Source organism: Thermococcus thermotolerans (assembly GCF_024707485.1).
In the GTDB taxonomy this organism is placed as follows: domain Archaea; phylum Methanobacteriota_B; class Thermococci; order Thermococcales; family Thermococcaceae; genus Thermococcus; species Thermococcus thermotolerans.
Window position 1 is genome coordinate 1964756 of the sequence record NZ_CP102602.1, and the last position, 12977, is coordinate 1977732.

The window sequence follows — 12977 nt, forward strand, 5'->3', positions numbered from 1 at the left end:
GAATTTGGGCCTTATTTGAGGCAAGGACTATCGGATGAACAACCCTGTTCAGACCCCCAATGTTACATGGGGCCTCTGTCGTTCGGGCTTCTCTTTTGAGCTTTTTTGTTGGTATTCTTAGCGTTATTTGTAGGCTTTTCTCTGGGAACTGGGGAGAAAAGAAACCCTCATCTCGCGTGAATCTCCACTATGTCTCCGTCCTCCAGAACGTGGTCAGCCCCAACGCGCTGGCCCGGGAACTTGACGCTCCTGCCCCAGACGCGCGCATATCGGAAGTTCTTGGCGAAGTCCTTGTGTATCCTTTCCGCTAAATCCATGACGGTCGAGCCCTTCTTCAGCGGCACCGGCGGGTAGGCCGGTTCCTCGCCAGGGCTCTTGGTGAAGACGCGAATAATCCCCGCCAGCTCGTACAGCTCGTCCTTGAGTTTGTCCAGCTGAATCTTCCTCTTCGCCGAGACGGGGATTATCTTGAACCTGTCGCCGTAGGCTTCAACGAGCTTCTCGTAGTTCTCCCTGCTCCCGGGGGCGTCGCCCTTGTTGGCTATGATTATCGCCCTCCTCCAGACGAGGCTTTCGTCGAGGGCATCCGCGAACTCTTCCAATGTTACCGGCTCCTTGACGGTTATCTCGGCCGAGTGAATCCTCTCCTCGCGGAGCATCTTCATGACCTCGCTTATGTCGCCCTTGATGTTCTCCTGGCCGTTGATGACGATTCCGCCCATTGCCGTCCTCTTGATCTCCACCCTCGGGCGGCGCTTGTTGAGCTTTATCCCGGCCCTTTCAAACTCCTTGAGGAGGGTTTCCATCTGCTTGACCGGATCCTGGGAGAGATCTATGACTATAGCTATCGCGTCGGCGTTCCTTATGACGCTCAGGAGCTGCGGCCCCATGCCCTTTCCGAGGGCTGCGCCCTCGACGAGGCCGGGAACCTCGACGAGCTGAATCTGGACGTCCTTGTGGTGCATCATCCCGGGAATCGGTTCAACGGTCGTGAACGCGTAGTCCGCAACGTCTATGTCCACGTTTGTTAAAGCCTTCATGAGCGAGCTTTTGCCGACGTTGGGCAAGCCGGTGAGGACTATCTGTGCCGCGCCTTCCTTCCTTACTGCCATCGAGGGCCCGCCACCGCCTTTGCGCATCTGCCTCTGCTTCTCAAGCTCCTTCCTCAGCTCGGCGAGCTTCCTCTTTATCTGGAGCCTGAGCTTCTCCGTCCCCTTGTGCTTTGGCACCGTGGCGTACATCTTTTCGAGGGCGCGTATCTTCTCAGGAATAGTCTTGGCGTTCCTGTACTCCTCCTCCGCTGCAAGGTACTCCGCTGTCACGTTCGTTGGCATTGCTGACCCTCCTAGAAGTTCTGAATTAAGAAGCGGAGGCCTTTTTATAAAAGTATGGTTTCCCAAAATCGGCAGGTTTATAAAACCTTTCGAAAATTTTTTACCTGCGGTGATGCTCATGCGAACCGGCTTGGACGATATAGACAGGAAGATCCTCTCTATACTCCAGAGAAACAGCAGAACGCCCCTCAGGGAGATATCCAAAGAGGTTAATCTCGCAGAATCGACCGTCTACGAGAGGATTAAGAAGCTGAAAGAGAAGGGCATAATAAAAAAGTTCACCGTAATACTTGACCCCAACGCCCTCGGCTTCGGCATTCTGTCGTTCATACTGATAAAAGCGAAAGCGGGGAAGTACTCCCACGTGGCAAGTGAGCTCAAAAAGTATCCGGAGATCGTCGAGATTTTTGAGACCACCGGGGACTACGACATGCTCGTCAAAATAAGAACCCGGGGTAGCGAGGAGCTCAACGAGTTCCTTGACACGATAGGTGAAATAGAGGGTGTTGAAGCCACCCACACCATGGTCGTCCTCAAGGTTCATAAGGAGACTACCGAACTTCCCCTCTGACCATTTATGTCCAAAAAGCCTTATAAGCGTCCATTTCTATTTCTCTCTGAACGTTAGCATGGAGGTGTGCTTATGAAGGTGCTGTTTCTGAGCGCGGACGGTTTTGAAGACCTGGAGCTCATATATCCCCTCCACAGAATAAAGGAGGAGGGCCACGAGGTCTACGTGGCGAGTTTTGAGAGGGGCAAGATAACGGGCAAGCACGGCTATTCCGTCAGCGTCGACCTGGCCTTCGAGGAGGTTGACCCGGACGAGTTTGATGCCATTGTTCTGCCCGGCGGGAGGGCGCCGGAGATCGTCAGGCTCAACGAGAAAGCCGTCGAGATAACCAGAAAAATGTTTGAGGCAGGAAAGCCCGTCGCCAGCATCTGCCACGGGCCGCAGATACTCATCTCCGCCGGAGTGCTGAAGGGCAGGAAGGGGACGAGCACGATAACCATCAGGGACGACGTGGTAAATGCGGGCGCTGAATGGGTAAACGAGGAGGTAGTGGTTGACGGCAACTGGGTCAGCTCAAGGCACCCCGGCGACCTCTACGCCTGGATGAGGGAGTTCGTGAAGCTTCTGAAATGATTTCTTCTTTACGGCCATTCTCTCCGGCTATCATTTCTCTTCATAATTCTTGCTTGGCGTAACATTTATACGGTGCATGATGAAATTTTCATCGGTGGTACTCATGAGGAGGGGAGCTGGCCTTTTGGGGATATTGGCCGGTACCGTTCTGACCCTTCTTGTCATCGGTACAGTCGTGACGGCTTTGGCGTTTCGGGGCTACATTCACATCGGATGGGGACCATTCAGGGAGGACGCCGGCCCGGTTAAGGAAATCGGTCGCTTCCACGCTGACTCCATAGTGGTTAGAAACCTGATAGGAAGCGTTGAGCTGGTTCCGTCTGAAGTTGAGGGAGTGGTTGTTAAGAGCAACCTGCCGGTAAACGTTAGCCTTGAAAACGACGTTCTGACCGTTTACTGCCTCGTTGAAGAGAAGAGAAGCGGATTTGGAATCAGTACCCACAACCTCTGCGGGGACTACAGGAACGGAAAGGTCGTCATAGAGGTGGGGACGGGACTGAGAGATGTGTGGATTCGGGATACCGTTGGAGACGTTTTCATAGGGACAAACGTCACGAAGGCCCTAATCGAGGACACCGTCGGGGACCTCAAGGGGGCCGCCCCGGCAGAGTACCGGATTGATGACGTGGTTGGCGACGTTGTGATTCATGCCGGGGGAGACGTTACCATAAACAACGTCGTGGGCGACGTTAGAATACACGTGCCCCCTGATTACACCGTCAGCGTTTCCCTCGACGACGTTCTTGGAAGGGTCGAGAAGGCTCACTCCAGCGGGGGAAGACAAATCACCATCGAGATTTCCGACGTTGTTGGCGACGTCTCCATAGGGCAATGATTTTTAAGCCGGCTTCCTTTTTCTTGTGTGGTGAATAAGATGACAAAGAAACTGACGAGATCAAAGGAGGATAGAATCCTCCTCGGCGTCCTCGGTGGGATAGCCGAGCATCTCAACGTTGACCCCACCCTCGTAAGGCTGATATTCGTGGTTCTCCTGGTGTTCAACCCTGTGGCTATGACGTTGCTCTACTTCCTTGCGGCTCTCGTGATACCAGAGGAGGAGAAAGAGGAGGAAAAATCCCTCTCCGAGAGAATCGACGAACTGATAGGGGAGACGGAAGAACGGCTGGAGGATGTGATATCGGGCGACGAAAACTCCAGGGCAATAGCCCTCCTGCTGATACTGCTGGGCGCAATACTGCTGGCGGGACCGTTCATGCCGTTCCTCCTGCCTGCAATTGATTTCAGGACGTTGCTCGCGGTTGTGTTCCTGGTAATCGGCATAATCCTCCTCTTGAGGGGTGAGTGAGATGAAAACCCTCGGCTGGATACTCGTTTTCCTCGGCGTTCTTTTACTCCTCAGGGAGTTTCAGCCGGCCTTCCTTGACTGGCTCAGGCCTTACGCGCCCTACATAAAGGACGCATTCTGGGGCGTGACGCTCATAGCCTTTGGGCTCTACCTGATGCTCAGAAAAGCGGCGAAGAAGGTTGTTTTAATTCTCTACCTCCTGTACCTGCTGCTCTACCTGGTGGTGTGAATGGAGAGGTGGAGAATAATTCGAGCCTTCACCTTAGGTCCTCTCCTTGAGGCGACGGTTCCGAAGCCCGGCAACGTGAACCGCTACCGGGACTTCGGGGATCTGACCATCTACAACTTCCTGTTCGCTGATACGGCAGTCATCGGGGTCTACTACGAGGCCGTGAAGACGGCCGAACTCCTGCGAAAAGGCATCCTATCCTTCAGTGAGGCCGGCATCGGGGATCTGATAAAACGCGCGGTTCAGGCCTCGCGTGAGGCTCAGGACGCCAACCCGAATTTTGGAGTCATAGCCCTTTCAGTGCCCCTCATAATGGGGCTGACAATGGGCCGCAACATGCTCGATGCTCGGGAGAAGGCGAGGCTCCTGATAGAAGAATCGACGGTCAGGGACAGCATGGAGTTCTACAGGGCGATAAGGATAGCAAATCCCAAAGGAATCCCCAGCGGGGTCAAGTATGACGTTTACAGTGACGAGTCCTTCAGGGAGCTCTTCCGGGACGGTATAAACCTTGCCCGGCTGGCGGAGATGAGCTGTGAAAGGGAGCTCATCTTCTGTGAGTGGCTCAACGGCTACGACCTGAGCTATTCCACATTTGGCAGGCTCTACGATCTGATAAAGGAGATGCCGCTTGAGGACGCGGTTGTGGGGGCATTCCTTGAGCTCCTGACTGAGAAGGAGGACACGCTCATAGTGAGGAAGGCTGGAAGGAGGGAGGCCGACCTCGTGAGGAGAAAAGCCAGGGAGGTTCTCAACGGAAAGCTCTCCCTGCAGGAGTTCGACGCCTTCATGCGAGAGGAGGGCGATTTAAGGAACCCCGGCAGTCTCGCCGATATAATGGCCGTCTCGCTGAGCCTGCTCGCCCTGCGGGGACTCAGAATGGAAATCAGAAACGGAAAGGTATGGGGAGTTATAGGACGACCTTAAACCTCTTCGCGCCGCCGGGGCCGAGCCCGAGGGCTTTGCTGTCTGCGACAACTGCATCGCCTTCCAGCTCTTCGACCACACGTATCTTGAACCCGGAGAGCTCAAAAACCTCCTCTTCATCCCCAAACTCCTCGTTGAGCTGCTCCCTTATGAACTCGTAGGCCTTCTTTCCGAGCAGGACCACGTCCGGCTCGTAGCCGTCGAGCTTCAGCTCGTTGGCCTTCTCCTCAACAGAGCTGAGAACCCTTATCAGGTCGCCGCGCATTTTCGACACCATCAAAAAATAGGCAGGGGAGTTTAAAAGGATGATTATGGTCCCAAATAGACGCTGACCTCCTCCCCGCCCTAAAGGGCGAGGCTTTCAAGAGAGAAATGTCAGAGCCCAAACGCCCCCTTGATCCCGTTAATTATCATCTGCACGGCCATGGAGGTCAGTATCAGACCCATCATCCTCGTCAGCACTTTGATGCCCACCCTTCCGAGCCTTTTCTGTATCCTGTTCGAGGAGCAGAGGATCAGCCAGACAGTGAGGCCTATCGCGACGATGCTCGCTATGACGGTCGCCTTCTCGGAAACCTCGCGGCTCTTGGCCATGTAGAGCATGACCGTCGTTATCGCTCCCGGGCCTGAGATAAGGGGTATCGCGAGGGGTATTATGGCGACCTCCTCCAGGGTGACGACGTCCTCGCTGAACTCTTCGGTTTCCTCCTTGCTTATCTTCACGGTGGAGAGCCTTCCGGAGAGCATGTCCATTGCCATCTTGAAAAGCAGAATGCCACCGGCTATCGCGAAGGCGTCAACACTCGAACCGAAGAACCTGAATATCCACTCCCCAATGAGGGCGAAGACCACGAGGGTCACCACTACCGTCAGTGCGGTCTTTGTCGCTATTTCGCGCCTCTCTTTCCAGCTCAGGTCGTGGGTAACACTCAGAAACACGGGAACTGCTCCGACCGGGTTCGTTATTGCAAACAGTCCGCCGTAGAGTATCACGAAGTACTTGAGATACTCTATCACGCGACCACCCGCACCGGCAGGAAAAGATGGGGTTAAAAAGTTAATCCCTCCTGCTTTCATCGGGGATTATCTCGAAGGAGTACGTGAGCTCGGCACCGCTGAGCTTCACGTGCGCACTGGCAGAGCAGTACTTGTCCTGGCTCAGCTCTATGGCGCGCTTCGCCTTCTCCTTGCTCACGTCGCCGTAGATTTTGTAGTGGATGTGAACCCTTTGATATATGCGGGGGTGCTCCTCGCGCCTCTCGCCGCTTATCTCGACCTCCAGGCCTCTAATCGGCTCGCGCATCTTCTGGAGTATCATGACGACATCATAGGCCGTGCACCCGGCAACGCTGAGAAGAAGGAGCTTCATCGGGCTTATTCCTCCCTCCCCGAGAACCACCGCGCAACTCTCACCTTCTATCCTTCCAATGAACTGGGTTCCTTCCGTCCACCTCAGCTTTCCCTTTATTTCGTCCCCCACTTGCTCCACCCATTCGATAAGACGCAATTCCTTTTAAGGGGTTTTCGTAGGGTAAAACATGTACATCCGGCCATTTGACCCCTGGAAGGCGAAGCTCTGCACATGCCCCTTTAAGTACACGCTGAACGTCTACACCGGCTGCGACCACGCGTGCGTTTACTGCTACATAACGAGCTACATCCCCAACGCCTTTCGGGTGAGGGTCAAGGAAGGTCTCCTGCCGATGCTGGAGCGGGAGCTGAGGCGCCTCGACAGGCGCTACATAATAGCGCTTTCCTATTCCTCGGACCCCTATCCAACGGTGGAGCGGGAGCTGGGCATAACGCGGAAGGTTCTCAAACTCTTCAAACGCTACGGTGTCCGATGCCTGCTCCTCACGAAGTCGGAGGTATTTGAGCGCGACCTGGATATCCTGGGCGAGCTTAAGTGCGCCGTCGGAATAACGGTGACCACGGTGGATAGACGGAAGGCAAAGCTGCTGGAGCCAAATGCCCCATCACCGAAGGCAAGGATCAGAGCCCTGGAGAAGGCTAAAGAAGCAGGCATCCCAGTTTATGCCCGCATAGACCCGATAATCCCGTTCTACACGTGGGAGGACTTCGATGAGACGCTCGACGCGCTGGATTTTGTCGACCACATAACCGTTTCAACCCTCAAGCTCCGGCCGGATTCGAAGAGGCGCATGTCCGCCAAGTTCCCGGAGCTGATGGAGAGGCTGTGGCCGCTATACGAAAGGGGTGAGAGGATAGGCGGCTATTACTACCTGCCCCGCGAGCTGAGGCTTGAGATTCTGCGTGAGGCTGAGAGGAAGATTCTGGAAAGGGGGATCACGTTTGGTTCGTGTCGGGAAGGCTACCGTTCGTTTCCGAGCTGTGATGGCTCCCATCTTGTCCCTTTGTGAGCTCCTCCCTGAGCTCGGCCTCTATCTCGATCTTTTCCAGTTCAAGCTTTTTGAGGCGGTACTCGGCGGCGGCGCGCACGAACGCTTCAAAGACCCTCACCATCTCCGGTAGGTATTCCGGCTGCCACTGGAGACCGATTATGAACCCTTCAGCTCCCTCAATGGCTTCGATAAGCCCGTCCACTGCGTAAGCGACGGGTTTTATCCCTTCCCCGACCCTCTTCACTGCCTGGTGGTGGAAGCTGTTGACCCGCAGATACACCTCGTTCGTACCTTCAATGTCAAGCCCGTCCTTGAGTATTTCGTAGAGCCTTGAGTTGGTCTTTATCCTGACGCCGTGAACCCTCTGGCCCGGCCCTATCAGGTTTACGTCCCAGTCGTGCTTTATGGCCTTGGGAATGTCGGTTAAGTCCTGATAGAGAGTTCCCCCGAGGGCAACGTTTATCACGTGCATTCCGCGGGAGATTCCCAGTATGGGAACTCCCCTCTCGACGGCCTTCTTGACAAGGCATATCTCGAACTCGTCCCTCTCAACATCGACGTATTTTATGGCACTTGAGGGGTCTTCACCGTAGAAGTAGGGGTGAACGTCCGGCCCCTCTATGAGGAGTATTCCATCCACGTGCTCAAGAATCTCATCGGGCGAGCAGTCGATGTTAAAAACCGCCGGAACGCCCCCGGCTTCGGCTATCCTTTCAATATGTCTCCGATCCAGAAAAAGCCTGTTCTTGGAGAGATCGGTCTGCCCGATTATACCTATCAATGGCTTCATGAGTACCACCACTTGGGTGTGTGTTCGTACCAGAATAAAAAGCTTTGCGAGAAGAAAAGAAGGGGTATCAGCCCTTAAGGGCATTCATCTCTTCCTTTATGACCTCTGCCAGCCTCTTGACTCCCTCGCGTATCGTTTCCTCCGGCACATAGGTAAAGTTGAGGCGCATTGTGTTCTTGACGTCGCGGTAGGCGAAGAACGCCTCACCCGGAACGTAGGCGACACCCTTCCTTATGGCCTTCTCAGCCATGAGCTTGGTGTCTATACCCTCCGGCAGGGTGACCCAGATGAACATTCCTCCGTCGGGCTTCGTCCATTTAACGCCCTCCGGCATGTACTCCTCTAGGGCCTCAAGCATCGCGTCTCTCCTCGGCTTGTAGAACTCTATGACCCTTGGAATGTGCTCGTCCAGGTGGCCGTCGGCGACGTACTTCCAGGCGATAACCTGCCCGAAGGGGTTCGCACAGAGGTCAACGGCCTGCTTGGCTATCTCTATCTTCCTGATGAAGTGCGGGTGTGCCGCTATCCACCCCAGCCTGAACCCCGGGGCGAATATCTTTGAGAAAGTCCCGAGGTACAGGACCCTCCCCTCGTCATCGAAGTGCTTGATCGGCGGTATGGGCTCGCCGGAGTAGCGGAGCTCGCTGTAAGGGCTGTCCTCGACGATGAGGAAGTCGTACTCCCTGGCGAGCTCTATAAGCTTCTTTCTCCTTTCAAGGCTCATCGTGACTCCCGCTGGATTCTGGAAGGTGGAGACGGTGTAGACGAACTTGACTTTCTTCCCCTGCCTCCTCAGCTCCTCCAGCTTCTCCTCAAGGAGGTCTACCCTCATTCCTTCGTCGTCCATGGGTATGCTTATGAACTTGGGGTCGTAGTACTTGAAGGCGTTTAAAGCGGCTAGGTACGTCGGTCCTTCAACGACAACGATGTCCCCTAGGTTTATGAAGACCCTGCCGATGAGGTCGAGGGCCTGCTGGCTTCCCGCGACCATCATTATCTCGACCTTGCTGGTCGGGATGCCGTAGCGCTTCTCCATCCAGTCCGCCAGCGCGAGGCGAAGCGGGGTGAATCCTTTGGTGGTCCCGTACTGGAGAGCCTTATCCGCATGGTGGGTTATAACCTCCGCGGTTATCTCCTTGATGATCTCGACGGGAAACGTCTCGGGAGCGGGAAGACCTCCGGCGAGACTTATAACGTCGCCTGCCTCGACGAGCTTGAGGAGCTCCCTAATCTCAGAGGCTTTCATGCCCTGGGCCTTGTCCGAGAAGTACGCCTCAAAATCCAGTGAGCCAGAACTCAGCTTGCGCATAAGCTTTTCCTCCACTTCCGTTCCCCCCATTTAATGCACACTTTTGAACACGTCCCCATGTATATACATGTTAAAGGTAGCGGCGATTGGTTATAAATCTTTCTGCAATGGTCGTTAGTGCCGTTTACGTTTGTAAAGCATGATTGGAGCGCATTTTTATGAACATCAACGAACAGCAGGGGGCACTGGTGAACACGAAAAGTTCTATAAACCCTCACACCATAAATGGGGGTTACCAGAGGGAGGTGAACGGAGATGCCGGTAGTGAAGGAAGTGCTTGAAATTGCGGAGGAGATTAGGGACATGAGAATAAGGGGAGCTGGCAAAATTGCCAGGTCAGCGGCCTATGCACTCCAGATACAGGCCGAGAAGAGCAGAGCGGCGGACGTTGACGAGTTCTGGAAGGAGATGAAGCAGGCCGCAAAGATACTCTACGAGACCAGGCCGACTGCGGTTTCCCTCCCGAATGCGCTCCGCTACGTCATGCACCGCGGGAAAGTTGCCTACGCCGACGGTGCCGACCTCGACCAGCTGAAGTTCATAATCATAAACGCGGCCAAGGAGTTCATCCACAACTCCGAGAAGGCCATCGAGAGGATAGGCGAGATGGGGGCGAAGCGCATAGAGGACGGCGACGTCATAATGACCCACTGCCACAGCAAGGCTGCCATAAGCGTCATGAAAACCGCATTCGAGCAGGGTAAGGACATAAAGGTCATAGTCACCGAGACAAGGCCCAAATGGCAGGGCAAGCTCACCGCCAAGGAGCTGGCCAGCTACGGCATTCCGGTAATCTATGTCGTTGATAGCGCCGCGAGGCACTACATGAAGATGACCGATAAGGTGGTTATGGGAGCTGACAGCATAACGGTCAACGGGGCGGTCATAAACAAGATTGGAACCGCTTTGATAGCCCTCACCGCCAAGGAGCACAGGATATGGACCATGATTGCAGCAGAAACCTACAAGTTCCACCCTGAGACGATGCTCGGTCAGCTGGTCGAGATAGAGATGCGCGATCCCTACGAGGTCATCCCGAAGGAGGAGCTTGAAACCTGGCCGAAGAACATCGAGGTCTGGAATCCAGCGTTCGACGTTACTCCTCCAGAGTACATCGACGTCATCATAACCGAGCGTGGAATAATCCCGCCGAGCGCGGCAATAGACATCCTCAAGGAGGAGTTCGGCTGGGCCCTCAAGTACACCGAGCCCTGGGAGGACTGAGGGCTTTCCCTGTTTCTGTATTTTCATGCCATGAAAATATGAAAAGTGAAAGGCTTTAGCTTTCGACGCTTCCCGCGGTGAACGCCTCGGTGTATGCCTTTACGACTTCCTCGTCACCCATTATCATGAGGACTCTGACGAGATCCATACCCTTCACTTGGGCAAATTCCACGTAGAGGTATTGGTCGTCTCTGCGGTAGAGTTTAACGCTGAGCGGCTTAAAACAGTCGTTCTCCTTTGGTATCCTCCAGAGGGGAACTTCCCTAAAGCCCTTTGCTTTTATATCCCTGTCTAATTGTCTCATTACCACGTCAATTGGACAGGTACACCCTCCTGCAATCCGGGATTTTCGGATTCCTCGTATTCCACCGGATTTCAAGAAATCCGTCCAGTTGCCGTTTGGTATGTTTTCCCGTATTTCCCAAGTACTATTTGCTGTTGGGATAACGTAGTGGGCGAAGTAAACGTCCCCTGCGGGTAGCAACACATTTGTCCTCTTTACATCTTTGCAGGGCGCCCCTGAAGGCATGGGATATGGATAATACGTGCCTATCGCTGTTCCATTATTTTGAAAGAATGTTGAACTGCCCGCAATGATGCACTTTGGGCGAATGCCCATTTCCCCAATCCAGTCATCCCCATACAATATACCTGTGCTTTTTTCGGAACCTAGTGACACATTGGGCACATAGTCTGGAAGATCCGCAAACTTCAAGACTGTTCCATTTTTTAACTGTCCAATGGACCAGCCCACCCACGCGTTTATTGGAGTAAATGGTGGTTCTGTTTTCAAACTGCAGTTCAATTGGAGATTATCTTCATCCAGAAAATTTATGTTAGTCCCCTTTGGAACAGTTTTCAAAAAGAGTATTCCTGTAAAAATTAAAAGCATCATAAAAAAGAAGACTAATGGTTTTATTTTCACTGTCCTTCACCTCAACTGACCTTTACAGGATTTACTAGAGTCAACGTCCGACTACTGCTTATACTATCTAATAGGATCCAAGCTGTGTATGGATCTGAATATGTAGTGTGAATGTACAGATACTTTGTTCCATCGCTATATGAACTATATCCTGCAACGGTAGTTGTATGAAACGCTCCAGACCATCCGAAGTTTTCTCCACTAGCTTTACTAGCTGTTAAAATCAGGGGTCTGTTGGTCCCTATTTCCAGCATAACGTAGGTAAACAACAATGAATTACTTGGATTGTCAACTGTGCTAGTGGTGTATGTATAGTGTGGGGCATAATATAGAACACCTTCAGAATGGAGATACATTGCTCGGTTATAGAAATTCTCTATGCCTCGGCCGATATTTGAGGTTGAAGTCCATCCACCATCATCTGTCAGCATGGTTTCATGTAGTATGTCTATTACAGCTTCCTTGTACCAGCTGTCACGATATTGAATTTCGTAGTAGCCAATTATCATTGAGGCTGCTATTGGAGCACATCCATCCCAGTCATCCCACGGATCTGCATTTGGGCCTATGTAATCATATGAGTTCGCAAGTGTTGATATTTGGCCGATGCTGTTGGCTCCTGGCGGTAGCGAATCACTGGCTCCTCCGGGGTCACTTTCTGTCCATCTGGGTACGTCCCATAATACTTTCTGGTCTATTAAAGTAGCAGCTTGGGTCGTGTACTGTGTAGCAGTATCCCAAGAACCTGCATATGCTCCAGTCTGCAAGATATATTTTTCTGGTTTTCTGTATTCCCTACCTTTCATGTCCACAACTTTGGCTCCGGCTAAGATGCCGTAGTTCAATCCGCTGAAGTATGCAAAGCGGTAGGTTTTCACTCCTTTCCTCGCGGCGAGTTCTTTCATCATGTCGCTCGGAGTCTTCTTGCCAAATCCCGCCTCTAGGATTGCCGGTGGCAGGTTCCTGTTGGCTGATACTATGATGTAGCCTATGGTTTTTCCATTCTTGACCATTCTGAATTCGTAGGCCGCCAACCTGCCGTCGGGGAAGTAGAGGGGGGTTGGGTTGGTTGGGACTGCCCCGTTGAATTCCGGGAACTTGTGAAGTTCCCTGACTGCCAGTGCTTTGACTGTCGCTAGAGGTACTGCTTCTGGCTTGTCAACTGGTGCTGCCGTCACGACCCCCCCCCAACAAGAAAAGTCCGATGAGTAACACTGCTGGGGTCTTCCAGTTCATAACCTGCACCTCCAAGGAAAATTGCATTACAAGATATGCCACTGATCTATTTAACTTTTTCTATCGCTAAAAGTGAAACTTTGGGTAAAACTAAGTTATATCCTAACGAATCCTTGGCCATTGCACCAATGTGATGCCAATCAGTGGTTCTTAAACTCAGACCACTCTGGTTTATTTACCGCTGGCATAA

16 protein-coding genes are annotated in these 12977 nt (G+C 53.1%); 8 read left to right on the plus strand and 8 right to left on the minus strand.

The window, feature by feature from the left end:
- Positions 1-167: 167 nt before the first annotated feature.
- Positions 168-1334: an OBG GTPase family GTP-binding protein gene (locus tag NUS69_RS11060; protein WP_258083774.1), complete on the minus strand. Its 1167-nt coding sequence runs from the start codon at positions 1332-1334 to the stop codon at positions 168-170.
- Between the two features lie 118 nt (positions 1335-1452).
- Here NUS69_RS11060 and NUS69_RS11065 point away from each other — a divergent pair, with 118 nt between their 5' ends.
- From NUS69_RS11065 to NUS69_RS11090, 6 genes are all read left to right on the plus strand, one after another.
- Entirely contained in the window at positions 1453-1905 is a 453-nt protein-coding gene (locus NUS69_RS11065; protein ID WP_258085122.1) for an Lrp/AsnC family transcriptional regulator, read from the plus strand.
- 72 nt (positions 1906-1977) lie between these two features.
- Complete coding sequence (pfpI, locus tag NUS69_RS11070) at positions 1978-2478, plus strand: deglycase PfpI (protein WP_258083775.1); 501 nt, start codon at positions 1978-1980, stop codon at positions 2476-2478.
- A gap of 103 nt (positions 2479-2581) precedes the next feature.
- Positions 2582-3313, plus strand: a complete 732-nt coding sequence (locus NUS69_RS11075) for a cell wall-active antibiotics response protein (RefSeq protein ID WP_258083776.1) — start codon at positions 2582-2584, stop codon at positions 3311-3313.
- Positions 3314-3352: 39 nt separating this feature from the next.
- On the plus strand, positions 3353-3784 hold the full coding sequence (locus NUS69_RS11080) for a PspC domain-containing protein (RefSeq protein WP_258085123.1): 432 nt from the start codon (positions 3353-3355) through the stop codon (positions 3782-3784).
- A 1-nt stretch (position 3785) separates the two neighbouring features.
- Positions 3786-4013: a hypothetical protein gene (locus tag NUS69_RS11085; RefSeq protein ID WP_258083777.1), complete on the plus strand. Its 228-nt coding sequence runs from the start codon at positions 3786-3788 to the stop codon at positions 4011-4013.
- Complete coding sequence (locus NUS69_RS11090) at positions 4014-4940, plus strand: triphosphoribosyl-dephospho-CoA synthase (RefSeq protein WP_258083778.1); 927 nt, start codon at positions 4014-4016, stop codon at positions 4938-4940.
- Here NUS69_RS11090 and NUS69_RS11095 read toward each other — a convergent pair.
- The 3 genes from NUS69_RS11095 to NUS69_RS11105 form a co-directional block, all read right to left on the minus strand.
- Complete coding sequence (locus NUS69_RS11095) at positions 4924-5205, minus strand: family 4A encapsulin nanocompartment shell protein (RefSeq protein ID WP_258085124.1); 282 nt, start codon at positions 5203-5205, stop codon at positions 4924-4926. The genes NUS69_RS11090 and NUS69_RS11095 overlap by 17 nt on opposite strands.
- Positions 5206-5315: 110 nt before the next feature.
- Entirely contained in the window at positions 5316-5957 is a 642-nt protein-coding gene (snatA, locus tag NUS69_RS11100; protein ID WP_258083779.1) for a neutral amino acid NAAT transporter SnatA, read from the minus strand.
- Between the two features lie 40 nt (positions 5958-5997).
- Positions 5998-6420 carry an OsmC family protein gene (locus NUS69_RS11105; RefSeq protein WP_258083780.1) on the minus strand — a complete coding sequence of 141 codons (423 nt, stop codon included), beginning with the start codon at positions 6418-6420 and terminating at the stop codon, positions 5998-6000.
- Positions 6421-6478: 58 nt separating this feature from the next.
- Here NUS69_RS11105 and NUS69_RS11110 point away from each other — a divergent pair, with 58 nt between their 5' ends.
- Positions 6479-7321: an SPL family radical SAM protein gene (locus NUS69_RS11110; protein ID WP_258083781.1), complete on the plus strand. Its 843-nt coding sequence runs from the start codon at positions 6479-6481 to the stop codon at positions 7319-7321.
- On the opposite strand, the gene NUS69_RS11115 is transcribed toward NUS69_RS11110, so the two are convergent.
- Both NUS69_RS11115 and NUS69_RS11120 read right to left on the minus strand, forming a co-directional pair.
- Positions 7248-8093 (minus strand): gamma-glutamyl-gamma-aminobutyrate hydrolase family protein, encoded by an 846-nt coding sequence (locus tag NUS69_RS11115; protein ID WP_258085125.1) that lies wholly within the window; start codon positions 8091-8093, stop codon positions 7248-7250. The two genes, NUS69_RS11110 and NUS69_RS11115, sit on opposite strands and share 74 nt — an antisense overlap.
- Before the next feature lie 67 nt (positions 8094-8160).
- Positions 8161-9417 carry an aminotransferase-like domain-containing protein gene (locus tag NUS69_RS11120; protein ID WP_258083782.1) on the minus strand — a complete coding sequence of 419 codons (1257 nt, stop codon included), beginning with the start codon at positions 9415-9417 and terminating at the stop codon, positions 8161-8163.
- A 240-nt stretch (positions 9418-9657) separates the two neighbouring features.
- On the opposite strand from NUS69_RS11120, the gene NUS69_RS11125 reads away from it, so the two are divergent.
- The gene (locus tag NUS69_RS11125; protein WP_258083783.1) at positions 9658-10626 is read left to right on the plus strand and encodes a ribose 1,5-bisphosphate isomerase; all 969 of its coding nucleotides are present in this window, start codon (positions 9658-9660) and stop codon (positions 10624-10626) included.
- 55 nt (positions 10627-10681) lie between these two features.
- On the opposite strand, the gene NUS69_RS11130 is transcribed toward NUS69_RS11125, so the two are convergent.
- Both NUS69_RS11130 and NUS69_RS11135 read right to left on the minus strand, forming a co-directional pair.
- Complete coding sequence (locus tag NUS69_RS11130) at positions 10682-11551, minus strand: hypothetical protein (RefSeq protein WP_258083784.1); 870 nt, start codon at positions 11549-11551, stop codon at positions 10682-10684.
- Positions 11552-11562: 11 nt separating this feature from the next.
- Entirely contained in the window at positions 11563-12729 is a 1167-nt protein-coding gene (locus NUS69_RS11135) for a C39 family peptidase (protein WP_258083785.1), read from the minus strand.
- Positions 12730-12977: the final 248 nt, after the last annotated feature.